This is a genomic window from Flavobacterium caeni (assembly GCF_900101895.1).
Lineage (GTDB): Bacteria > Bacteroidota > Bacteroidia > Flavobacteriales > Flavobacteriaceae > Flavobacterium > Flavobacterium caeni.
Window position 1 is genome coordinate 271,074 of the sequence record NZ_FMVF01000005.1, and the last position, 22,407, is coordinate 293,480.

The 22,407-nt window shown below is 49.6% G+C and carries 21 protein-coding genes; 4 read left to right on the forward strand and 17 right to left on the reverse strand.

Going from position 1 to position 22,407, the window contains the following annotated elements; translation table 11 throughout:
- Positions 1-22: 22 nt before the first annotated feature.
- The 3 genes from BLP55_RS06800 to BLP55_RS06810 are packed head-to-tail and all read right to left on the reverse strand — an operon-like array spanning position 23 to position 2,465.
- A complete protein-coding gene (locus tag BLP55_RS06800; RefSeq protein ID WP_091141573.1) occupies positions 23-805 on the reverse strand; it encodes a zinc ribbon domain-containing protein in 783 nt (260 codons plus the stop codon).
- A gap of 3 nt (positions 806-808) precedes the next feature.
- Positions 809-1,903, reverse strand: coding sequence for a Nif3-like dinuclear metal center hexameric protein (locus tag BLP55_RS06805; RefSeq protein ID WP_091141574.1), 1,095 nt, complete (start codon positions 1,901-1,903; stop codon positions 809-811).
- Positions 1,904-1,907: 4 nt separating this feature from the next.
- The gene (locus tag BLP55_RS06810) at positions 1,908-2,465 is read right to left on the reverse strand and encodes a hypothetical protein (RefSeq protein WP_139149620.1); all 558 of its coding nucleotides are present in this window, start codon (positions 2,463-2,465) and stop codon (positions 1,908-1,910) included.
- Between the two features lie 49 nt (positions 2,466-2,514).
- Between BLP55_RS06810 and lpxK the strand changes: the two genes are divergently transcribed.
- The gene (lpxK, locus tag BLP55_RS06815) at positions 2,515-3,540 is read left to right on the forward strand and encodes a tetraacyldisaccharide 4'-kinase (RefSeq protein ID WP_091141576.1); all 1,026 of its coding nucleotides are present in this window, start codon (positions 2,515-2,517) and stop codon (positions 3,538-3,540) included.
- A complete protein-coding gene (locus BLP55_RS06820; RefSeq protein WP_091141577.1) occupies positions 3,512-4,324 on the forward strand; it encodes a purine-nucleoside phosphorylase in 813 nt (270 codons plus the stop codon). The genes lpxK and BLP55_RS06820 overlap by 29 nt, the downstream gene beginning before the upstream one ends.
- A gap of 955 nt (positions 4,325-5,279) precedes the next feature.
- On the opposite strand, the gene BLP55_RS06825 is transcribed toward BLP55_RS06820, so the two are convergent.
- The 6 genes from BLP55_RS06825 to BLP55_RS06850 all read right to left on the reverse strand — a co-directional run bounded on the left by BLP55_RS06825 (position 5,280) and on the right by BLP55_RS06850 (position 13,317).
- Positions 5,280-7,376 (reverse strand): ATP-binding protein, encoded by a 2,097-nt coding sequence (locus tag BLP55_RS06825; protein WP_244503432.1) that lies wholly within the window; start codon positions 7,374-7,376, stop codon positions 5,280-5,282.
- A gap of 287 nt (positions 7,377-7,663) precedes the next feature.
- Positions 7,664-8,662, reverse strand: a complete 999-nt coding sequence (gap, locus tag BLP55_RS06830; RefSeq protein WP_091141579.1) for a type I glyceraldehyde-3-phosphate dehydrogenase — start codon at positions 8,660-8,662, stop codon at positions 7,664-7,666.
- 95 nt (positions 8,663-8,757) lie between these two features.
- Positions 8,758-9,627: a lipoyl synthase gene (lipA, locus tag BLP55_RS06835; RefSeq protein ID WP_091141580.1), complete on the reverse strand. Its 870-nt coding sequence runs from the start codon at positions 9,625-9,627 to the stop codon at positions 8,758-8,760.
- A gap of 325 nt (positions 9,628-9,952) precedes the next feature.
- Positions 9,953-10,531: a dihydrofolate reductase family protein gene (locus tag BLP55_RS06840; protein WP_091141581.1), complete on the reverse strand. Its 579-nt coding sequence runs from the start codon at positions 10,529-10,531 to the stop codon at positions 9,953-9,955.
- On the reverse strand, positions 10,528-11,988 hold the full coding sequence (locus BLP55_RS06845; RefSeq protein ID WP_170826809.1) for a T9SS type A sorting domain-containing protein: 1,461 nt from the start codon (positions 11,986-11,988) through the stop codon (positions 10,528-10,530). Before BLP55_RS06845 ends, BLP55_RS06840 begins: the two co-directional genes overlap by 4 nt.
- A gap of 90 nt (positions 11,989-12,078) precedes the next feature.
- Positions 12,079-13,317, reverse strand: coding sequence for an MFS transporter (locus BLP55_RS06850; protein ID WP_091141583.1), 1,239 nt, complete (start codon positions 13,315-13,317; stop codon positions 12,079-12,081).
- Between the two features lie 245 nt (positions 13,318-13,562).
- On the opposite strand from BLP55_RS06850, the gene BLP55_RS06855 reads away from it, so the two are divergent.
- On the forward strand, positions 13,563-13,787 hold the full coding sequence (locus BLP55_RS06855) for a zinc ribbon domain-containing protein YjdM (protein ID WP_317040287.1): 225 nt from the start codon (positions 13,563-13,565) through the stop codon (positions 13,785-13,787).
- Between the two features lie 70 nt (positions 13,788-13,857).
- On the opposite strand, the gene BLP55_RS06860 is transcribed toward BLP55_RS06855, so the two are convergent.
- From BLP55_RS06860 to recF, 8 genes are all read right to left on the reverse strand, one after another.
- Positions 13,858-14,685 carry an energy transducer TonB gene (locus BLP55_RS06860; protein WP_170826810.1) on the reverse strand — a complete coding sequence of 276 codons (828 nt, stop codon included), beginning with the start codon at positions 14,683-14,685 and terminating at the stop codon, positions 13,858-13,860.
- A gap of 292 nt (positions 14,686-14,977) precedes the next feature.
- On the reverse strand, positions 14,978-15,526 hold the full coding sequence (locus BLP55_RS06865; RefSeq protein ID WP_091141585.1) for an RNA polymerase sigma factor: 549 nt from the start codon (positions 15,524-15,526) through the stop codon (positions 14,978-14,980).
- Entirely contained in the window at positions 15,517-16,620 is a 1,104-nt protein-coding gene (locus BLP55_RS06870; protein WP_091141586.1) for a glycosyltransferase, read from the reverse strand. Before BLP55_RS06870 ends, BLP55_RS06865 begins: the two co-directional genes overlap by 10 nt.
- A gap of 181 nt (positions 16,621-16,801) precedes the next feature.
- A complete protein-coding gene (locus BLP55_RS06875) occupies positions 16,802-17,422 on the reverse strand; it encodes an FMN-binding negative transcriptional regulator (RefSeq protein WP_091141587.1) in 621 nt (206 codons plus the stop codon).
- Between the two features lie 118 nt (positions 17,423-17,540).
- A complete protein-coding gene (gene murB / locus BLP55_RS06880; protein ID WP_091141588.1) occupies positions 17,541-18,554 on the reverse strand; it encodes a UDP-N-acetylmuramate dehydrogenase in 1,014 nt (337 codons plus the stop codon).
- A gap of 82 nt (positions 18,555-18,636) precedes the next feature.
- Positions 18,637-19,305, reverse strand: coding sequence for a DUF2461 domain-containing protein (locus BLP55_RS06885; protein WP_091141589.1), 669 nt, complete (start codon positions 19,303-19,305; stop codon positions 18,637-18,639).
- Complete coding sequence (locus BLP55_RS06890; RefSeq protein WP_091141590.1) at positions 19,302-20,000, reverse strand: thioredoxin domain-containing protein; 699 nt, start codon at positions 19,998-20,000, stop codon at positions 19,302-19,304. Before BLP55_RS06890 ends, BLP55_RS06885 begins: the two co-directional genes overlap by 4 nt.
- Positions 20,001-20,037: 37 nt before the next feature.
- On the reverse strand, positions 20,038-21,117 hold the full coding sequence (gene recF, locus BLP55_RS06895; RefSeq protein ID WP_091141591.1) for a DNA replication/repair protein RecF: 1,080 nt from the start codon (positions 21,115-21,117) through the stop codon (positions 20,038-20,040).
- Between the two features lie 327 nt (positions 21,118-21,444).
- On the opposite strand from recF, the gene BLP55_RS06900 reads away from it, so the two are divergent.
- Positions 21,445-22,233 carry a tetratricopeptide repeat protein gene (locus tag BLP55_RS06900; protein WP_091141592.1) on the forward strand — a complete coding sequence of 263 codons (789 nt, stop codon included), beginning with the start codon at positions 21,445-21,447 and terminating at the stop codon, positions 22,231-22,233.
- The last annotated feature ends 174 nt before the right edge of the window (positions 22,234-22,407 follow it).

Sequence of the window (22,407 nt, forward strand, 5' to 3'; positions counted from 1 at the left end):
CCCCGCGAACGAGGCTTGTGTATTAGAATTGCGAAAACAATTGTTTCATTTTTTCTCTTTCCTCTTCGGCCAGCGAAGAATCGACCAGGATACGGCCCGAATGTTCATCGGTGATGATTTTCTTTCTGCCGGCAATCTCTACCTGCGTTTGCGGCGGAATCGTAAAGAACGAACCTGCCGACGCACCGCGTTCGATTGATACGACGGCCAAACCGTTGCGTACGCTGCTGCGGATGCGTTTGTAGGCGGTAAGCAAACGCGCTTCGATCAAGGCTTCGAACTCGGCCGATTTCTCAGACAGGAACGCTTCCTCTTTTTCGGTTTCGGCCATGATGTCGGCCAATTCAGATTTTTTGTGTTTGAGGTGGCTCGACTTGGCTTCGAGTTTTTCTTTTGAGCTGGCGATGATTTCCTTTTTGCTTTCCATCGACGCCTTCATCTCCTTGATTTGTTTTTCGGCCAATTGGATTTCGAGTTCCTGGAATTCGACTTCCTTGGTCAACGAGTTGAATTCGCGGTTGTTGCGAACGCTTTCTTGTTGTTTCTGGTATTTTTTGATGGCCGTTTGGTGGTCTTCGATTGCGTTTTTCTTGGCTTTGATCTGGTCTTCGATCACGTCCAAATCTTGCTTGAGTTTTTCGGTACGGGTAGTGAGTCCGGCCACTTCGTCTTCCAAATCCTCTACTTCGAGCGGCAATTCACCTCTTACATTCCTGATTTCATCAATTCTGGTGTCGATCAATTGCAGGTCATACAACGCTCTCAATTTCTCTTCCACGCTCAATTCTTTGGTATTCGTAGCCATATATTAAAAGTACTTAACTGGATTTGTATTTTGTTCCGATAAAATGATGGCAAAATTAGTGATTTTTTTCATAAGAAAATCAGCAATGTAATTTTTTGTATACCGCTCGCTTTCAAAATGTCCGACATCGCACAACAGTATGCGGTTTTCGGCTTGGTAAAAGTCGTGGTATTTGAGGTCGGCCGTCACCAGCGCATCGGCTCCGGCGGCCAGTGCGTGCTGGATGGCAAAGCTCCCCGATCCGCCCAAAACAGCTACTTTCTTTACGTTTTTTTCGCGTAAAGCCGAGTGTCGTATGCCGTCTGCACCGAGCTTGTCCTTGAGCTTTTGGAACAAGTCGCGTTCGCTGAGCGCCGTCTCGAATTCGCCCATCATGCCAAGGCCTATGTTTTGGTGCGCGTTCTGCAATTCGTAGATTTCATACGCTACTTCTTCGTAAAGGTGGTTCGCGAACAACGCTTTCAGGACTTTGGCTTCGCGGTGTTTTTCGAACGTGACTTCGATCTTGATTTCCTCGGACTGTACAAATTCGAACCGTTCGCCCACCTCTGGATTGCTGTTTTCGTTGCCCATATAGGTGCCGATGCCCGACGAATTGAAACTACAGTTCTCATAGTTCCCTATGTTGCCCGCGCCCGCGTCGAACAAGGCGTTGCGCAGTTTTTCGGCGTTTTCGGGTACGGTGTAGGTCACTAGTTTTTTGATGAAATTTTGTTTAGGGACCAGGATCTTGGTGTTCACAAGCCCCAACGCATCGCATAGAATTTTGTTGACGCCGTCTTTGTGGTTGTCGAGCGCCGTATGCACCGCATAAATCGCGATGTTGTTTTGGATGGCTTTGAGCACCACGCGCTCGACATAGTTTTTGCCTGTGATTTTTTTGAGCCCCGAAAAAATAATCGGATGGAAACACACCACCAGGTTGCATTTTTTGGCCACGGCCTCGTCGATCACGGCTTCTAGCGCATCGTGGCATACCAAAATACCCGTGGCCTCGTTTTCGGCATTGCCCACGAGCAGCCCAACATTGTCGAAATCCTCGGCATAGGCCAGCGGCGCCATTTCTTCGAGAATCGGGAAAAAATCTTTAATTTTCATAGTGTTAAGTGGCCCATTGGTTCAGGTATTCTTTGATGATCCATTTGTCGCCGGTTTTTTCGAGCAACAGCACCGCACCGTTGTTGTGCTCGATGTTGCGGTAAAACGTAACCTTGACCAAGGCGATATTACTTTTGGAATGGTACAACGGCTTGCTGATGATCATCAGTCGTTGGTTGTTCAGGTTGAGCCGACGCGAAACCTCATGGTATTTCTCGAGCGTCAGGCATTGGCTGATTTTTTGTTTGAGCAGCGGTTCTGTCGGATAAATCGCTTCGAGCTGTGCGAGCCAATCCAACGGCGTGGCATCGTTGATCTTGGCGCGGATCTCTTTCTTGAAGTCGGGTGGGAGCTTGGTGCCTTGCATGGCTTCGACCAATTCCTCGTTGTTGTTGGCGCGTTCGCAATACAGGTAAAGCAACTGGCTGCGGTTTTTGTACACCGGCTTTTCGGTTTTGTAGTACCGCAGCAGTATTGTTTTCAACACGGCCGCATCTTCGCGGTGTTGCGCCACACAAAACAGCGGAAACAAAAAGAGCAAAATCCCGATGCGTATTCTCAAACCAGCCAAATTATTTTCCTTCAAAGATAAAATATTATACTTTCGCAGTATGGTTTTGTTGCGAAAAATACTGTTCCCGTTGGCCATTTTGTATGGTTGGGTGACGCAATTCCGCAACTTTTTGTTCGACCGCGGGTTGCTCGCGTCTACGTCCTACGACCTGCCCGTGATTGCCGTCGGAAACCTGAGCGTGGGCGGTACGGGCAAATCTCCGATGATCGAATACCTGATCCGGTTGTTGTCGGCAAACCATCAAATTGCGACGTTGAGCCGTGGCTACAAACGCACTTCCAAAGGTTTTGTATTGGCCGACGCGCATGCAAATGCGTTCAGTTTGGGCGACGAACCGTACCAGTTCCATCAAAAATTTCCGGGTGTACATGTGGCCGTCGATGCCGATAGGCGCAACGGGATCGCAAAATTACTGCAACTAAACCCCAAGCCGGGCGTCATCTTGCTCGACGACGCCTACCAACACCGCAAGGTCAAGGCCGGATTCTATATTTTGCTGACGGCCTACGGCGATTTGTATGCCGACGATTTTATGCTGCCCACCGGAAACCTGCGCGAGAGCACAAGCGGTGCCCGTCGTGCCGATGTGGTTGTGGTCACCAAATGCCCACCCGATTTGCCTTTGGCCCAGCGCGTGAAAATCGAGCAAAGGCTGAATTTGTTGCCGCACCAGGCTTTGTTCTTTGCAGCCATCGCGTACGACGATTTTGTTTATTCCGAAAACGCACGGGTCGCGGTAAGTGAAGTCCGCGGCGAACAAAAATTGTTGCTGGCCGGAATCGCCAAGCCCAAACCTTTTTTCGATCACCTCAAGACCGACACCGACGTCGTCAAACAATTTCCCGACCACCACGATTTTTCCGAAAAAGAAATCGCCGAAATAGTCCACGACGTGCACGACCGCAAAATCATCACGACCGAAAAAGACTATGTAAGGCTCAAAGGCCGCGTCAAACCCGACCAATTGTTTTATCTACCCATCAAGACCGTGTTGCTTTCCCAAAGCGAGACGTTCGACCAAATCCTCAAGAATTATGTGGGAACACGTACAGCAAACCGTTAAGTTCATCAACGACAAAATCAATTTCAAGCCCGAATACGGCGTCATCCTTGGCTCCGGGCTAGGCAGTTTTACCGACGACATACAAATAGAGCATACTTTGCCGTACGATCAGATTCCCAATTTTCCCGTATCGACGGTCGAAGGACACAAGGGCGCGCTCGTGTTTGGTACCATCGGCGCCAAAAAAGTCGTCGCCATGCAAGGCCGTTTCCACTATTACGAAGGCTACGACATGAAACAGGTCACGTTTCCCGTGCGCGTCATGAAATACCTTGGCGTCGAAAAACTGATTGTGTCGAATGCGTCGGGCGGCGTCAACCCCAACTACAAAGTAGGGTCGATTGTGGCCATTACAGACCACATCAATCTCATGCCCGAACACCCGTTGCGCGGCAAGAACGAGCGCCAGTTCGGGCCGCGGTTCGTGAACATGAGCGAACCGTACAGCCGCCAGATGATCCACACCGCCAAAGAAATCGCCCGGGAGTTCGGGATCGATCTCAAGCAAGGCGTTTATCTTGGCCTGCAAGGCCCCACTTTTGAAACCCTGGCCGAATACCGTATGGTCAAGGCGCTCGGCGGCGACTGCGTGGGCATGTCTACCGTACCCGAAGTGATCGTGGCGCGCCACATGGAGCTCGAAACCTTTGGAATTTCGGTCATCACCGATATGGGCGATGAGGCGAGCATCGGGACCATTACGCACCAGGAAGTGCTTGAAGCCGCGAAAACTGCCGAACCTAAAGTTCGCAAGATCATTGCGGAGTTGATTAAGCGGTATTAGGAGCTGTTTCCCGCTTTGCACTGCAATCTTTTTAAAGCTTTTTGCAAAAGCTTTAAAAAGGATTTCCGTTTCAATCGGGGCTAGGGCGCGTTGCGTCGCCAGAGCTATTTTCAAAACTGGATGTTTTGGAATTCTAAGGTGTTTTCGCTGCCGCGGGCCTACTTTTAGCTCACCAAAATAATATTTGGTTTTGGTGTTCGCTGAACCTCGCAAGCTCGGTTTGTCTGGCAACAAAAGTAGCAAAAATGCCTGGCGCGCGGTCGTTCGGCGACCTGCTGGCTTTTGCCGGCTAAAACAAATGAACTCGCTTCGCTCAAACACCATTTGTTTCTTAACGCCAGCTTCAAGCCGGGCCAACGCGCCTCCTGGCTCCTTCGCTAAAACAGTCCTCTGGACTGTTTCTTTACGCTCGGCCCTCCGCCTGCCACGACCAAAGCGCGCGGCCTCACGAAGAGAATTTGTCGTAAATAGAAAGTTCTTTCTTCGCTTTAGACGTTCGTTCAACGCGCCGGGAAGATTGTCGTTCTAGAACAAATTTCCCCGCGGAGGACATTTCACGACAAGCGCGTAAGCGAAACGATCCGTTCAACTTTGAACAAACGTTCCTCGTGCGGATTTTTGGCGCAGCGGGCAAGCCAAAAATAAAATAGACACTCTCCTTGAGCGCCAGCGGCCATCAAATTATAAACATTTGAAATTAAAAGGAGGAAGCCCAGTGGGCTTCAGGTACGTAGAGCCGAGTCGCTGCGACCAGCAAGCGACGAGCGGTTAGCGGTTTGGAACGAGAACCGACGTAGTTTTTGAGTTTAGGATTTGCGGGCCTTGAATTTTTGTTTCTTTTGTTTCAAGACAAAAGAAAGCCTGCGGCAGCATAGCCCCGATGGCAGTGAAAATCCTTTTTGAACTTGCGATCAGCAAGTTCAAAAAGATTGCAACGTACAGCGGGAAAAAGCTCCTACTTCGTCAAATTCTGCGAAATGATACGGTAAAAATCGGCGGGGTCGAACGGCTTGGTGATCACATCATTCATCCCGAACGACATCAGCATGTCGCGGTTTTCGTTGAGCGAAATGGCCGTGAGTGCAATGATGCGCGTTTTTTTGTCGAAGGTACGGATGGTTTGCGTGGCGATGGTCCCGTTGATGCCGGGCAGGTGCACGTCCATCAAAACCAGGTCGTAGGCGTTGTTCTTGACGGCTTCGATCGCATCTTCGCCGTTGTCGATCACTTCGCACAACATGCCTTTGTTTTCGACCATTTTCTTGGTGATCATCTGGTTGATCTTGTTGTCTTCGATGAGCAGGACTTTTTTGCCGTCGAGGATCGATTCGTCTACATCAAAGGCCATTTTCTCCTGCGCCGCGGCATCGATGCCGATCTTGAAACTCAAATCGAACGTAAACGACGAGCCTTTGCCCACGACGCTCTCGAGTTTGATTTTGCCGCCCATGATCTCGACCAATTTCTTGACGATGGTAAGCCCGAGCCCGGTGCCGCCGTATTTGCGGTTGATCTCGATCGAACCTTGCGCGAAACTGTCGAATACGGTTTCGATTTTTTCCTCGGGGATGCCGATGCCGGTGTCGAGCACCTCGAAATGGATCGAAGTGAATTCCTCGTTGATTTCGTTGGTGGTCAATAGTACGCGCACTTCGCCGTTCTTGGTGAATTTGAGCGCGTTGTTGATCAGGTTCAGGAAAATCTGCGACAGCTTGGTCGGGTCGCCAATCAAGAAGTCGGGGATGTTCGGGTCGATCTCGATCGTAAAGGCGTTGTTGTTGATCGACGCCAATTCCTTGAGCGATTGCTGGATGTTGCCCAACAACAACTTGAGGTTGAAATTGATGTTCTCTGTTTCTATCGCGCTCGATTCGATACGGTTGATCTCGAGGATTTCGTTGATGAACGTCAGCAGATAGTTGCCCGAGAATTTGAGCGACGTCAGGTAGTTCATTTGCGATTCCTTCGGGTTTTCTTCGAGCAACAGGTGCGTGATTCCGTTGATGGCGTTGAGCGGCGTACGCAATTCGTGGCTTACCGTCGAGAGGAATTCGGCGCGTGCCTTGGACGCTTTTTCGGCTTTTTCCTTGGCAATCTGTAGTTCGGCGTTTTTCTCCTTGAGCAACAAGTTCGACTGGTTCCTGATGATATTATTCTTGTACAACGACAAACTCAACAGCGACAGGATCGAGATGAGCGCGATGGCCAAAATCGAGATCAACTTGGCGACTTTGTTGGCTTTTTGCTGCTCTTTATTTTCCTTGTCCATCTGTTCGATGGTCTTGAGTTTCTCGCTTTCCTTGAACTGCACATAGTCTTCAGATCCGAGTTTTTGCGCGTTCAAATAGGCGATGCTGTCCTTGAGTTGCAGGTGTTTTTTGAGTAGGGTATAGGCGCGGTTCACGTCGAGCAACCGTTCGTGCACCTGGCTCAACGACAGTAAAATCTTGGCTTTTTGCTCGATGTTTTTGTTGCGTCCGTTGAGTTCGTAGGCGCGGTTGAGGTAATTGAGCGCAAGGTTTTTGCGGTTGTTGTGCATTTCGATGTTGCCAATCTGGTACAACGCTTCGGCCTTGGTTTTGAAGGTGTCTTCGCTATCGGGCTTGGCGATGATCTGGCTAAAAATAGGAATCGCCGATTTGTATTCGCCCTTGGCGCTGTACACGATGCCTTTTTGAAGGTTCAGTAGTTCGATCGCGTTCGGAATCCGGATGGTTTGGTAAATGGTCTTGGCTTTGTCGAAATTGACATCGGCCTTAGAATAGTCGCCCTTTTCCATGTAGCACAATCCAAGGCGATAGTACGAAAAAGCCTGGTTGCCCGACGGTTTTAGCGTGCTGTAAAGCGACACGCTGCGGTAGTACACCTCGATGGCGTCGTCGTATTTTTTGAGTTCGAAGTAAATGGCGCCCAATGTAGCATAGGCATTGGCTTGAGCCGCCACGTCGCCCGCTTTTTTGGCGTAGTCAATCGCGCGCTGGGCAAACGTCAACGAAAACTTGTAGTTGTTTGTTTTCATGTTGAAGTTCGACAGCTCTATGTAATAATCCACGCTGTCCACTTCGTTTTTTGAGGTGGTCTGCGCGAGTGCAATCGAAGTCAGAAAAAGAAAAAAAACTAAAAACCTCCGCATTAATGTTTGCTTGCTTGTGATTCAGGGCGTTAAAAATAGAAATTATTTTTTAACCGTGAATACAATCAGGTCGATAATTCGCGATGAATGATATATAGAGGAAATGATATATAGAGGAGGATGTCTAGCAGACATCCGGTTCGCCCAGTGGGCTTGAGGTAGTTTGGATTCATCCAAACCATTGAAAAATACGGTTGAGAATACCGTTATTTTTTGCAGACAGACAATGCAATCAAATCGATAATCCTAGAAGAATACCCAATCTCATTATCATACCACCCCACTACCTTGACCATTTTACCGATCGCCGAGGTCAATTGCGCATCAAACAAACACGAATTCCGGTTGCCCAAAATATCTACCGATACGATCGGGTCTTCGGTATAGGCCAGAATCCCCTTGAGTTCTTGACTGGCGGCTTGTTTGAACGCCTGGTTGATTTCTTCGATCGATACATCGCGCTGTACATAACACGTGATGTCGGTAAGCGAGCCGTCTGGAACCGGAACACGAATCCCGCCGCCACCTATCTTACCCTCGAACTCGGGAAAAATTTTGGTGAGCGCCTTGGCCGCGCCCGTGGTTGTGGGAACAATCGACTGCGCCGCCCCACGCGCCCTGCGCAAATCCTTGTGCGGCTGGTCGTGCAAACTCTGGTCGGTGGTGTAGGAGTGCACCGTGGTGATGTAGGCCTGTTCGATACCGCACAAATCACGGATGACCTTGATCATCGGTGCCGCGTTGTTGGTCGTACAGCTCGCGTTCGAGATGATGGTTTCCGAACCGTCGAGGATGTGTTCGTTGACGCCGAGCACGATGGTTTTGATGTTGTCGACTTCGGCGGGTGCCGACAGGATGACTTTTTTGGCGCCCGACGCAATGTGCGCGTTGATCTCGTCGAACATTTTGTATTTGCCCGTCGATTCAACAACCACGTCGATGTCGAACTGTTTCCAATTGATGTTGGCGATGTTTTTTTCGTGGAAAAACGGATAATGCTTACCACCCACAACGATGCCGTTTTCGTCAAACGAACAATCCAGATCGAGTACGCCGTGGATCGAGTCGTATTTGACCAGATGCGCCATCGTGCGGTTGTCGGCGATGTCGTTGATGGCCACCACTTCGATTTGCGGATGATTCAAAAGCAACCGGAACAAGTTGCGTCCGATGCGTCCGAATCCGTTGATGGCGATGCGAATCATTTTAAATTTTGAATTTTAAATTTTAAATGAAAACAATACACCAAAAATGGAGAAACTCCCATAATTCAAAATTTAAAATTTATAATTTAAAATAATCAAAGAATGTGTTTTTGCGCATGGTAAGAACTTCTGACCAAAGCGCCGCTTTCTACGTGACGGAACCCCATTTCCTTACCGATGTCTTCGTATTTCTTGAACTGCTCGGGTGTGATGAATTCCTTGACGGGCAGGTGTTTTTTACTGGGTTGCAGGTATTGGCCGATGGTCACGACGTCTACGTTGGCATCGCGCAAATCACGCATGGTTTGGATGACTTCTTCTTCGGTTTCGCCCAGCCCGAGCATGATGCCCGATTTGGTGCGGCGGATGCCTTTTTCCTTGAGGTAACGCAACACTTCGAGGCTGCGGTCGTACTTGGCTTGGATGCGTACTTCGCGTGTCAATCTGCGGACGGTTTCCATGTTGTGCGACACGACTTCGGGGTTGGCTTCGACAATGCGGTCCAAATTGCGCTCGTTCCCTTGAAAATCAGGGATCAACGTTTCCAAAGTCGTTTCGGGATTCATGCGTCGGATGGCTTTGACGGTTTCGATCCAGATGATCGAGCCCATGTCTTTCAAGTCGTCGCGGTCTACCGAAGTGACCACGGCATGTTTGATTTTCATGATCTTGATCGAACGCGCCACTTTTTCGGGCTCGTCCCAATCGACGGTTTCAGGCCTGCCGGTTTTGACACCACAAAACCCGCACGAACGCGTACACACGTTGCCGAGGATCATGAACGTTGCCGTTCCTTCGCCCCAACATTCACCCATATTTGGGCAACTTCCCGAGGTGCAAATCGTATTGAGTTTGTATTTGTCGACCAGGCCGCGCAGCTCGGTGTATTTCTGTCCGATGGGCAGCTTTACCTTGAGCCATTTGGGCTTGGAAATCGGCAGTTGGTTGTCGAGAACGGTTTCCATAGTGCGCATTTTGCCCGACAAAGATAAGGAATGTTTTGGTTTATTTCGTTAAAGCGATGTTAGCGGGAGCGATGTATTGGCGGCGAAGAAATTCCAAAAAGTGACGGGTGCATTTTGGTGGTGTTGGGAGTCTTGTCGATGTTATTTTCGACACCGCGCTACACCGCGCAAAACTTTAACAAAATGTACAGAAAATCTACTTGCGCGGTATTTTTTAATTTCGTTGGGGATACCTTCATAGCCCCCTTCCCTAGAGCTAAAATACGTTTTTCTTTCGTCATTCGATTACAGAAAATATGTACTTTTTAACCGCCGAAAACGAAACCTAATTACGGTCTTGTTTTCTCGGCTTGAAATACACCGACACCACGCCGCTTTCAAAGACCTCCGAACCCACCAGTTTGAAACGCCTGTAACGATCGAAGTCGGGGAACAATTTCCTTCCCCCGCCCGTGGCTGTCGGGCAAATGTGCATCCGGTACAAATCGACCAAATCGGCGTCGATCAGTTCCTTGACCAACGTCAGGCTGCCCCATACGATGATGTTCTTGCCCGCGACCTGTTTCAGTTTCTTGACCGTTTCGACGGCATCCGACGAGATGACTTCGGCATCAGGGAAACTGCCCCACGGCGCCTTTTTGAGCGTTTGCGAGAACACGATTTTTTCAAGTCCGTTGAGTTTGTCGGCGATGATTTCGGTGTCGCCGGCGGTTGGCCAGTAGCCGGCGAACAATTCGTAAGTGTTTTTCCCGAGCACCATGGTGTCAATCGTTTCCAGGAAATCGAGCTGTCGCGTGTCGAACGTTTTGGCGTCGTCGGCAGGCGGGAAAAAATCGGTCGTGCCGTTGCGGTCGGTCGCATAACCGTCGAGCGAAAGCCATTCTTCTACGATCAACTGCCTCATCGTTTGACGATTTTGTCGTGCGAAACACCGTCGGCCGTGCGGGTCTTGATCAGGTAAACGCCACTGGCGGTTGGCAGGTCGATGGTATTTTCGCCCGCGTCGATCGTCCTGCTAAAAAGCAATTGTCCGCTCAGGTTGTAGATTTCGATTTGTCCGTCGCGGGCCGTTGCCACCGTGAATCGTCCCGAATTGGGATTGGGGTAAACCGCCACCGAGGTTTTTTCGAAAGCATCGGTGCCCAGTACGCAGCCAAAAGGCGTAAAGGTCACCAGGCCAAGCGAAGCGTCGTCTACCTGATGGCTGATGACGTTTTCGATGTCGGTTTCGGTTTGCGGCGTGTTCTCGATCCAACAATTGTTCATGGCCGAAATCGCATGCGGCGTATTGTTGAACAGTGCATAAACATTGCCGCCGTTGCCGTTTTCGGCAAACACGTTGCCGCCCGGGCTTTCCTCGGTGCCGTCGCCCAAGTTGATGCGCGCCTTTCCGATGACCGTAATACCCCACAAATTGCGTCTGATTTGGTTGCCGCTTGCGATAATGTTCATCGTCGGGTTGCCCGAGGCGTTGAGCGAAATTCCGCTGCCGCCCTGTGCCGGGATGTTTTGCGTATTGTTGTCTTCGATGGTGTTGTTGCGGATAAAGCCCGACGAATTCGCGCCCGCCACCGTTATGCCGTAGCGGTTGTCGGTAATCGTATTGCCGTCTATGATGACTTTGTTTTGGTTGCCCAACAGGCTCGACGCCGAAATGCCGCCCACCAGCGTCAGCAACGGGTTGCCTTTGATGATGTTGTTCACGATCCGGATCGTGTCGTTGCCGCTTGGCCCCATGTTGATTTGCGGTCGGTTGGTGTTGGCCGTGTTGTTGTTCTCGAGATAATTGTTGGACAAAGTAGGCGCCGACTCGATGTTAGCGCCCGAACCGAAAGCCGGGATCATGTTGTTGGTAAAAGTCGATCCGTTGATGAGCGGATTGCCCGTAGAAAAAGTCAGTGTGGCCGAGGTGGTCGTGCCGGCCTGGTGGTAAGACATCGCGCAATTTTGCATCTCGAAATCGCCCGTCGCTACTCGAATCCCACGGCCAAAATCGATCGTGACATTTCGTAGGAAACCCGTCGAATTTTCTTCGAAACGTATCGTCCCGAAAGGTTGGGCATCGGCGCTCGAGGTGATGACGATCGTCTCGGCATCGGCGTTGAACGTACCCGCGATGGTGATCTCGACGTTCGGATCGACGCGCAGGGTGACGTTTTCGTTGATTGTAAGCGTGTCGGATACGGCAATGGTCAAATTTTGCGACAACACATAATTACCGTCAACCAGTGCAATCACGCCTGCGGGTGCGTTGATGATCAAATCGTCGAGGCCCCAGTTGACGTTGGTATTGGGCGTCGTGTATTGGGCGTTCGCACCATAAGATAGCAGCGCGAACGCCGCGAGAAGTAGTTTTTTCATCATTGGTTTATTTTTGGTTGGACCTTAAATTTAGGCAATGACGAAATGCATCGGGGTTAACGATTCGTTAATTGGGAAATTAAGACACGGCTATTCGGTAAAGTCCAGATCGCGTCCGTGCGTTTCCGACACCGTAAGCGTCGAATAGATGCCCAACGCAAACACGATCACCCCCACGATCACCGCCGCCGCAATCACGCCGTAATCGGGTTTAAAGAAATCGAAACCAAGTAACATGACCGGGACGAGTCCGCGTACCATGTTGGGCACCGTGGTTGTGGCCGTCGCGCGGATGTTGGTCCCGAATTGTTCGGCCGCCACCGTGACAAACATCGCCCAATAGCCGGTGCCGAGCCCGAGCCATGCGCAAAAAAAGTAGTAGCTGTTTTCGGAGGTCGTGCCGCCAAAAAGCATCAGTACAATACCGACTATCGTAAACAACATCATGTAGAGGATCGCTTTTTTGCGTGACCGCAAGGCATGCGACAAGAATCCGCTGGCGAAATCACCGACCGATATCCCGACATAGGCCCACATGATGGCTTTCCCGGGCTCGATCTCGATGCCAAAGACGGGTGCGAACTGGTTGCCCATCATCGCCAGAATCCCGACGCAAAACCAAGTGGGCAGGCCAATGGCGATGCATTTGAGGTATTTGACCAACCGCGCGCCGTTGGTAAAAAACGATACAAAATTGCCCTTGGCGACTTCGGTATGTGCGATTTCTTTGTACATCCCGCTTTCGAGAACGCCCACACGCAAGAGCAACAACAGCAAGCCCAGCCCGCCGCCGATGAAATACGCATAGGTCCAGTCGCCTGCCATTTCTACGGTGAGCTGTGCGACCACCGCGCCGAGCAAGCCAAACCCTGCTACAATCGACGTGCCGATGGCGCGCAACTCCTTGGGCAAGCTTTCAGAAACGAGCGTGATACCCGCGCCGAGTTCGCCCGCGAGCCCGATGCCGGCGATAAACCGCAATGCGGCATACAACGCAACTTTATCGGCCACGTTGATTTGCGGCAAAAAACCACAAGCGATATTGGCCAGCGAATACACGAGGATCGACCCGAACAACACCGACAATCTTCCTTTCTTGTCGCCCAGAACGCCCCACAGTATACCGCCCAAAAGCAGTCCCGTCATCTGGTAATTGATGATGAGCGTCCCGGCGACATCCACATCGAGGTTCATGTCCCGAAGGCTCGGGACGCGTACGATGCCGAACAACAACAAGTCGTAAATGTCGACAAAATAGCCGAGCGCGGCCACGACAACCGGAAAACCGAGCAGGTGTTTGATTTTTTGCGAAGTGGTGAAGGTTTGCATGGATGGTGTTTGAATCAAATGTAAAAAGAAATCCCAAATTCCAAATTCCATCCCGAAGTGTCGGGACCAAATTCCAAATTCCAAATTCCAAATTCCAATCGTGTGCTAGATGTCTTGTGGGAAAATTGAAATTGAGTACTTTGGGTTTTAAACGCGATTTTCCGGCTTTATCGAAACGTTATTCGCCAGCGATTGGAATTTGGAATTTGGAATTTGTATTTTGGAATTTTAAAATTTTATCTTTGATGAAATTTTTCGAGATGGAAGTAAAAGACAGCAACGGCAATATTTTAAACGACGGCGATTCGGTGACCGTCATCAAGGACTTGAAAGTCAAAGGTTCGTCCGATGTGATCAAACGCGGCACGATGGTCAAGAACATCCGCCTTACCGACGACCCGGCCGAGATCGATTGCCGTGTCAACAAGACGGCGATGGTTTTGCGTACCGAGTTCGTGAAAAAAGCGTAGTTCAATTAATAATGAAAAACGAAAGCCGACGCGTTTCCGTGTCGGCTTTTTATAAGCAATCTATTCATTGTCATGGTGTGCGCGTCACCTTGATCGGGAGCTGGTACAACACACGTACCGGTTGGCCATTCTTGATGCCGGGTTCCCACTTGGTCCTGAGCGACTTGAGCACGCGGATGGCTTCTTTGTCGAGCCCGTAGCCTGGGTTGCGCAGCACTTTAATGTCGGTCATCGTACCGTCTTTTTCGATTACAAACGACATCAGTACATTGACCGTTTGGTCGATTTCGGGTTTTTCGAAATTGTTGCCCACGTATTCATAGAACTTTTTGATCCCGCCCGGAAATTCAGGCATTTTGTCGAGCATCGTCACGGCCATCGGGCCATTGGGTACGGCAGGTGGCGCTGGCGAGGGTTCCGTTCCTGTTCCGGGTGTGCCGGTAGACGACGGCGCGGTAGTCCCACCGTCGGGACCTTTGGGACCTTCGGGTGCCGTTGGCGGATCGTCGTTACGTTTAACGTCGTCGGCTTCGTTGGATGCCACGATTTCCGGATTGTTGGTCATTTCCTGGGTGTCGGTGGTCGTTGTTGCGGGTTCTGAATTTTTAGGAGCTGGCGGTGGTGGCGGCACAACAGGAGGTTCCATGTTGTCCCAACGGGTGATGTGGAGAGTGTCGTCGAGAACCGGCATGTCGTTCATCGTTGGTTTGTTGCCGAACGAACTCAAAAACAATCCGGCGCTAATGACCGATGCGACAAAAAATAAGCCGAGCGCAAACGCATACAAAGTGGTTTTTGCGCTGTCCTTGCGCAATTGGTAGGCGCCATAAGTCTGGTTTTTCCCTTCGAACACGAGATCGAGCCACGCCTTTTCGAAAATGCTTGAATTTGACATCATACAAAAGTTTAATTGGTTAAGTACTGTCAAATCATAGGAGGTCATTTTAACACCTAACGTTGGAATGGTGTGAAATAATGTGTAAAAAGTTGAATAATCGACAAAAGGATTGTTTAATCGTTGAAATGTTTAATCGTGTAATCGTGTAATCGTTTAATTGTGTAATCGTTTAATCGTGTAACCCACGTGAGAAAAGAAGTCCGATTAAACGATACTGCAGATCGTTTGTTTAATTGTTTAGTCGTTTAACCGATTTTCGATAGCACGTCCGATTAAACGATTAACCGATTCCCTACCGTTTGTTAATGATCTCGGCCAGCAATTTCTTCGCGCGCAACAGCTTTACCTTGACGTTGCTGAGCGGTTCGCCCAATTGGTCGGCGATTTCCTGGTAGGAGAGTTCCTGAAAGTAACGCAGTTGGATGACTTCCTGGTAATGCGGTTTGAGTTGTTTGATGCACGCCAACAAACTTGAGAGGTTTTGCTTGGCGATGAGTTCGTCCTCGGCCGATGGCGCCGTATCGGCTACGTTGTAGGCCTGCTGGTCTTCTTCGTCGGTGATGTCGATGAACAACGCCGATTTTTTCTTGCGCAACAAGTCGATGTGTACGTTCTTGGCGATCGCAATCAACCACGTATTGAACTGGAATTCGGGATTGTAGGTCGCGATTTTGTCGAACGCCTTCGAGAAGGTTTCGATGGTAATGTCCTCGGCATCGGTCTCATTTTCGGTGCGTTTGAGCATGAACCCGTAGACTTCGTTCCAATATCGGTCCAATAGAAAGGTGAACGCAACCTGGTCGCCGTTCTTCGCCTTTTCTATGTAGGACTTTATTTCCAATGCACGGGTTTTGAGAAAATGTTGGTGAAAAAGATGTTGAGTTGCGTAAAGATAAGCGTTATTTCGATAATCGGGAACCAGTACATCGTATCTTTTTCGCGCAGTCTACCGGCCGAGAGTCCGAGTGTGATCCATGCAAAAAGGTAGCGGAATCCGATCAACCCCAATACGATCATCCACTGGAATTGGAACGCAAGCAGTACGATCGGCAGCAGCAAAAACAACAACTGCGACGTATAGAATACCCCGAGTTGGAATTGGTCGAATCCTTTGTAATGCCCCGCCGTAGATACATGTCGGCGTTTTTGCGTAAACCATTCCTTAAAAGAAGTCTTGGGCATCGAGTAGGTAAAGCTGTCGGGCGAATCGCAAATCGTCGTGTTGCTACCCGTGGCGGCTTGGTTGATGAACAAATCGTCGTCGCCCGAACGGATCTTCATGTGGTCCATGAACCCGCGTACGTTAAAAAATTCCTCTTTTTTATACGCCAGGTTGCGCCCAACGCCCATGTACGGCCTTCCAATCTTGGCCCATGAAAAATATTGTACGGCCGTGAGCATCGTCTCGAAACGGATGATCTTGTTCAAAAAGCCAGGCAGGCGTTCATAGGCGCCGTAACCCAGCACGATGGTTTTGTCTTTGGTGAATTGCGAACTCATCTCCATGATCCAGTTCTTGGAATTCGGATAACAATCGGCATCGGTAAACAGCAAGTATTCTTTTTTGGCGGCCTTGATGCCCAGCGTGAGCGCGAATTTTTTGTTGCCCCAGAACGCTTCGTTGTTTTCGACCTTGACCAACCGCACGTTTGCGTATTGTTTTTCGAAACCTTCGAGCAAGTCTAAGGTACCGTCGCTCGACGCGTCGTCGATCAGTACGATTTCAAAATCGGGATAATCCTGTTCGGCGAGCATCGGGACAAATTTCGCGACATTTTCCTCCTCGTTCTTGGCGCACACAATCACCGAAATCGGAATGCGCTTCGGGTTGCTCTTTTGCGATTTCCGGTAGCCGAACTTCCCGAAAATGACCACATAATACACAAACTGTATGGCAACGACGGCGATAAAAGCGTAGAAAATAATGGTCAACATATAGGCGATGAGGTTTTAAGCGCGCAAAGGTATGAATTTAGGCAGAAAGAGAAAAGAAGGTTTTGGTGAAAGAATCAAGAATCAGGAGTCAGGACTCAGGAGTCAAGAGTCAAGAGTCAAGAATCAAGAGTCAAGAGTCAGGACGGAATCTTGGTCTGCGTTCGTTTTGAAGCGCGGCGGTCTACTTTTCAAACGGGCAGCGTTTCATGTCCTGCGCCACGGCCACCGCATCGGGGCTTCCTGTTTTTTCGAGTTCGGTGATGATGGTCTTGAAGTTCTTGGCGTCGCGGTTTTGCGACAGTTTCCGGATGGCCTGGATGTCGTCGATCTTGATTTCAAACCCCACCACGCCGCGCACCTGCGCCATGGTTTTCTTAGAAAATCCGGCTACCGAAACCGGATGCTCCGAAGCCGTTTCGTATTTGTCGACCAAACGCGTCAAATGCGCGAGCAGTTCATCGCCGTCTATCGTGCGGATCGTTCCATACACATGTACGGCCGAATAGTTCCACGTAGGGACTTCCTCGAAATCATACCAAGACGACGAAACGTAGGCGTGCGCCCCCGAAAAAATCGCCAGCACCTGGTCGTTTTCGGCAAACCCTTTCCATTGCGGGTTGGCTTTGGCCAGGTGTCCGCGCAACACCTCGTGGCCGTTGGCGTCGGTTTCGAGCTCAAGCGGCAAGTGGGTTGCCCAAAGCTTGCCCGCCGTCTGGTTGACCAAAATCGCAAAACTGTTGTTCTTGACAAAGTTTTCGACGTCGGCGCGGTCGGTGTTTTGGTATTGGTTTGGGATGTACATTTATTAATTATTTTTTATTGATATTATTTATTGGTTTGGCGCGAATGGAAAATCGCCGTAAAAATTGATGACAGGTCGTTGTATTGGACGGTAATAAAAAATAAATAATAAACAATAATCAAATTACATTCACCTCGGCCTCGATCGCAATCCCGAATTTTTCCAAAATCGTGCGTTGGATGTCTTTCGACACGGCCAGTATTTCCTGACCCGTCGCATTGCCGTAGTTTACCAGTACAAGCGCCTGGTTCTTGTGTACGCCCGCGTCGCCGAACCGTTTGCCCTTGAATCCCGCTTGTTCGATCAGCCAGCCTGCAGGGACCTTGACCTCGGTGTCCGATACGGGATACGACTTGATGTCGGGGAATTGCGCCTGTACCTTTTCGAATGCTTTTTTCGAAATGATCGGATTCTTGAAAAAGCTGCCCGAATTGCCCAATTCTTTCGGGTCGGGCAACTTGCTTTGACGGATCGCGATCACGGCATTGCTCACGTCGCGAAGCCCCGGCGCGTCGATGTTGTTCTTGGCCAACTCCGATTGGATGTCGCCGTAAGCCGTATTGATCTTGTGGTTGCGCTTGGTGAGTTTGAACCGCACCGCCGTGATGATGTAGCGGTTTTTGAGTTCCTGTTTGAACACGCTTTCGCGGTAACCGAAACGACATTCCGCCAGGTCAAACGTGCGCAGGTTGCCCGTGGCAATCTCGATCGCATCGCAAGAGGTGAACGTGTCCTTGATTTCGGTACCGTACGCGCCAATGTTCTGGATGGGGGTGGTGCCTACATTGCCCGGAATCAGCGACATGTTTTCGAGCCCGCCAAAATTCTGGTCGATGGTCCAGAGCACGAATCCGTGCCAGTTTTCGCCTGCTTTGGCCTCGACGGTCGCGAAATCGTCGTCTTCTTCGACTACTTTTTTGCCCTTCAAATCGACGTGAATCACCAGCGCATCCACGTCCTGTGTGAGCAGCATGTTGCTTCCGCCGCCCAGAATGAACTTCGGCTGGTCGGCATGCCGTTGCAGCACTTCGCGCAGCTCGTCGGTCGAATGTACGGCCACAAACCTTTTGGCCTTGGCGTCTATGCCAAACGTGTTGTATTTTTTTAGCGAAACGTCGTGTAAGATTTCCATCTGGATTCGAATTGGAATTTGGAATTTGGAATTTGGAATTTGGAATTTGGAATTTGGAATTTGGAATTTGGAATTGAAACAGTTAATCCTCTGCCTCAACCGCGCGGTTGAAAAATGCATTCATCGGCTTGAGCAACATCAATTTTTCTACCATGTTGGCCACGAAATGCTTGTCGGTGAGTTCGGCATCGCTAATTTTTGTCGAAGCTTCGAAACTTTTGAGTTTGAGCAGTTCGATGGCGGGATGGTCTTTGTCGTAATCTTTGGGCGTGGTCTTGAGGGTATAGGTGCGGTCGAGGTCGCCAAATACCGATTGGAATTTTTTATCGGCCAACATTTCTTCGAGTTCGTCGTGAAAGAAAGCGATTTCCTTTCGGATTTTCTTGAGGGCAGGTGCCTCGGGTTGATAGAACCCGCCCGCAATGAAACTCATGCCCGGTTCGACATGGATGTAATACCCCGACTGGTTCCAGTTTTTGTTGCCCGGCGAAAACCAGAACGCCATGTTGGTCTTGTAGGGCGATTTGTCCTTCGAAAAACGGATGTCGCGGTTGATGCGGAACACCACGTCCTTGACCTGCATCGATGCCAGGCTGGGGTCTTTTTCGACCATCGCATCGAGCAATTGCTGCGCCAGCTGGTGGTAGTTTTTCTTGTATGCTTCGTAGCGTTTTTTGTTGGCCAAAAACCACTCGCGGTTGTTGTTTTTCTTGACGTCCTTGAGGAATTCGAGGTTTTCTTTTGGGATCATGGCAAATGTTTTTGGAGTTCTGCTTCGCTCAGGTAGCCGCTGTGTTGCCAAACCACCTTGCCGTTTTCGTACAGTTGCACCAGCGGCAGCGTGTCGACTTTCATGTCGCGGACAAGCGTTTTGTGCTCGTCGGCGTTGAGCCTTGCGACGGTGAGTTTTCCTTTGTATTTTTCGCCGAGTTGGTCCATGTAAGGTGCCATTTTTTTGCAGGGTTCGCACCATGGCGCATAGAAATTGACGAACACTTTCTGGTCCGACTGGATCAGTTCGGCAAACTCCTGGCTGCACATCCCGACGATTTTATCGTTTGCGTCAGACAATCCCGCCGCATCCCACTTGAGGATGCCGCCTTCAAGATTGTACACTTCGGTAAAACCCATCGCAAGAAGTTTGTGGCCCGCTGCCGTCGATCGGCCGCCCACTTTGCAATACACATAAACGGGTTTGGTTTTGTCGAACACCGCTACTTTTTGCTCAAAATTGTCGCCGTTCCAATCGATGTTGGGTGCATCGGCAATGTGCCCGCCCGCATATTCCCCGGGCGTTCGCACATCGATCAGCTGTATTTTCGGGTCTTTCTTGAGTTGTTCGGACAACGCCAGTGCCGAGATGTTTTCGACATTTTTGGCGGGTTGGCCGCTACAGTTCCAAAACAACAAAGCGGCCGAAAAAAAGGCGAGGATTTGTTTTTTCATGACATTTCAATCGGATGGCTAAAGTACGAAATCCCGCTTACAACTCGAAAATTTTATAGCTCTGGTGTGTCGATTTGACGATGGCTTCGGTGCGCTCGGGGTGCGTGTCCGAGATGAACAACTGCCCGAAATCGTCGTTGTTCACCATTTGTACGATTTGACCCACACGCGCTTCGTCGAGTTTGTCGAAGATGTCGTCGAACAGCAGTATGGGTTTGACCCCGCACTTTTTCTTGACGAAGTCGAATTGCGCCAGTTTGAGCGCGATGAGAAACGATTTTTGTTGGCCCTGCGACCCGAATTTCTTGATTGGATAATGGTCGATTTCGAACGACAAATCGTCTTTGTGGATGCCCGTCGAGGTGTATTGCAACACGCGGTCTTTTTGTATGTTTTCTTGCAGCAACGCGAGCAAATTGCTGTCGTGCAGGCTGCTTTCGTAAACCAGTTGCACCGTTTCGGCCGATCCCGTGATGGCTTGGTGGTGTTTGTTGAAAATCGGGATGAAGTCGGCGATGAACGCTTTTCGTTTTTCGAAAATCTGGTGCCCCAGCGCGTCGAGTTGTTCGTTGTAAATCGAGAGCGTGTCGTTTTCGAACGTATGGTTGAGCGCGAAATACTTGAGCAAGGCGTTGCGTTGGCCCAGCACTTTTTGGTATTGGATGAGTTGTTGCAAATAGGCCGCGTCGAGTTGCGAAATCACACTGTCGATGAATTTGCGTCGGGTTTCGCTGCCTTCGATGATGAGGTCGGTATCGGCCGGGGAAATCATTACCAAAGGGATAAACCCAACATGGTCTGAAAACTTGTCGTAGATCTTGCCGTTGCGTTTGAGGATTTTCTTTTGCCCCTTTTTGAGGCTGCACACGATTTGCTCGGGCCGGTCGTTTTTGTCGAATTCGCCGTCGATCACAAAAAAATCTTCGCCGTGTTTGATGTTTTGCACCGCCAACGGATTAAAGTAACTTTTGCCGTAGGCCAAATGGTAAATCGCATCCAATACATTGGTCTTGCCGATGCCGTTCTTGCCGACAAAGCAGTTGATTTTGCTGTCGAATGCAAAGTCGGCCTCGGTGAAGTTTTTGTAGTTGAAAAGTGAGATTTGTTTGAGGTGCATACGCGCGGTTGAAAGCGGTGCAAATTAGTGAAAAATGTTGGTTCGTGGATTTGTGGATTTGGTTATTTGTAGCAAGGACTTTATCGTGAGTAGGGTTCGCGTTAGGGATGGCAGTGGAAATCCTTTTGTATGGAACGCAGTGTAATGCAAAAGATTGAAACGGACAGCCCGGCCGCAGGCAACGCCCAAAATCAACCCGAAATTCAAAACTTGCAGTCCGATTAAACAATTAAACAAACCAACGATTAAACAATCGATATAAAATTCGTTTTTTTTCTTGCCGTTCGAATAAAAATTTTATTTTTGCGGCTCATAAATTTCATATTAATGGCAACTTACAATAAAAGAGGCTACAAAGCGCCAAAAGAGAAGGAAGAAAAAGTAGACAATACCTTTATAGAAGACCAAATCAATGTAGAAGAGAAGGACAGTACCACAGCGGGTGTCTTTAATTCTCTTGACAATACCGCCAACAAAACCGAAGAGTGGTTCGAGAAAAACCAAAAAATGATTTTTGGCGTACTCGGCGGATTGGCGTTGATCGTGGTGGGTTACCTCTTGTACCAGAAATTCGTTGCCGGCCCTAAGCAGGACGAAGCGGCCAACGAAATGTTCACCGCACAGCAAAATTTCCAGAAAGCGATCGATGGCGACGTCAAAGCCGATTCGTTGTTTACCTTGGCCTTGAACGGTTCTGAAGGCAAATACGGCTTTACACAAATCGCCGATAAATTCTCGGGTACCGATGCCGGAAACCTCGCGCACTACTACGCCGGTATTTGTCAGTTGAACTTGAAGAAATACCCAGAGGCGATTTCGTCTTTGGAAAGTTTCAAGGCAAGCGACATGGTGTTGTCTGTGCTCACGCAAGGCGCCATTGGCGATGCCTATGCGCAGCAAAACAAACACAAGGAAGCGCTTGAGTACTACGTCAAGGCTTCTGAAATGAACAAAAACGAATTCACGACGCCGCGTTTCTTGCTCAAGGCAGGACAAACAGCGCTCGTGTCGGGCAACAAGGCCGATGCGCTCAAGTATTTCAACCAAATCAAAGAGCAGTACGAAACGTCGCCAGAAGCGATGAACGTAGACGCGTTGATTGGGTTGGCGCAGTAATTATTTAAAATTATAAGTTTTATTGGAGCGGTATCTTTGGGTGTCGCTCCAATTTTTTTGGTTTTTTGGGAAGTGTATATTTTTTCTGTAGTGCCGGTATCGAAAAATTTTGTATTTTCTGACCAATTGGGCAGGGGGAATTGGGCTTGCCCCTAAGAAATAAATCCGACATTT

Excerpts from the sequence above, each read along its gene's own strand:
- BLP55_RS06800 (WP_091141573.1), bottom strand. The coding sequence starts at position 805 with ATGGCTACGAATACCAAAGAATTGAGCGTGGAAGAGAAATTGAGAGCG.
- BLP55_RS06805 (WP_091141574.1), bottom strand. The coding sequence starts at position 1,903 with ATGAAAATTAAAGATTTTTTCCCGATTCTCGAAGAAATGGCGCCGCTG.
- lpxK (WP_091141576.1), top strand. The coding sequence starts at position 2,515 with ATGGTTTTGTTGCGAAAAATACTGTTCCCGTTGGCCATTTTGTATGGT.
- BLP55_RS06820 (WP_091141577.1), top strand. The coding sequence starts at position 3,512 with ATGTGGGAACACGTACAGCAAACCGTTAAGTTCATCAACGACAAAATC.
- gap (WP_091141579.1), bottom strand. The coding sequence starts at position 8,662 with ATGATTCGCATCGCCATCAACGGATTCGGACGCATCGGACGCAACTTG.
- lipA (WP_091141580.1), bottom strand. The coding sequence starts at position 9,627 with ATGGAAACCGTTCTCGACAACCAACTGCCGATTTCCAAGCCCAAATGG.
- BLP55_RS06840 (WP_091141581.1), bottom strand. The coding sequence starts at position 10,531 with ATGAGGCAGTTGATCGTAGAAGAATGGCTTTCGCTCGACGGTTATGCG.
- BLP55_RS06845 (WP_170826809.1), bottom strand. The coding sequence starts at position 11,988 with ATGAAAAAACTACTTCTCGCGGCGTTCGCGCTGCTATCTTATGGTGCG.
- BLP55_RS06850 (WP_091141583.1), bottom strand. The coding sequence starts at position 13,317 with ATGCAAACCTTCACCACTTCGCAAAAAATCAAACACCTGCTCGGTTTT.
- BLP55_RS06855 (WP_317040287.1), top strand. The coding sequence starts at position 13,563 with ATGAAATTTTTCGAGATGGAAGTAAAAGACAGCAACGGCAATATTTTA.
- BLP55_RS06860 (WP_170826810.1), bottom strand. The coding sequence starts at position 14,685 with ATGATGTCAAATTCAAGCATTTTCGAAAAGGCGTGGCTCGATCTCGTG.
- BLP55_RS06870 (WP_091141586.1), bottom strand. The coding sequence starts at position 16,620 with ATGTTGACCATTATTTTCTACGCTTTTATCGCCGTCGTTGCCATACAG.
- BLP55_RS06875 (WP_091141587.1), bottom strand. The coding sequence starts at position 17,422 with ATGTACATCCCAAACCAATACCAAAACACCGACCGCGCCGACGTCGAA.
- murB (WP_091141588.1), bottom strand. The coding sequence starts at position 18,554 with ATGGAAATCTTACACGACGTTTCGCTAAAAAAATACAACACGTTTGGC.
- BLP55_RS06885 (WP_091141589.1), bottom strand. The coding sequence starts at position 19,305 with ATGATCCCAAAAGAAAACCTCGAATTCCTCAAGGACGTCAAGAAAAAC.
- BLP55_RS06890 (WP_091141590.1), bottom strand. The coding sequence starts at position 20,000 with ATGAAAAAACAAATCCTCGCCTTTTTTTCGGCCGCTTTGTTGTTTTGG.
- recF (WP_091141591.1), bottom strand. The coding sequence starts at position 21,117 with ATGCACCTCAAACAAATCTCACTTTTCAACTACAAAAACTTCACCGAG.
- BLP55_RS06900 (WP_091141592.1), top strand. The coding sequence starts at position 21,445 with ATGGCAACTTACAATAAAAGAGGCTACAAAGCGCCAAAAGAGAAGGAA.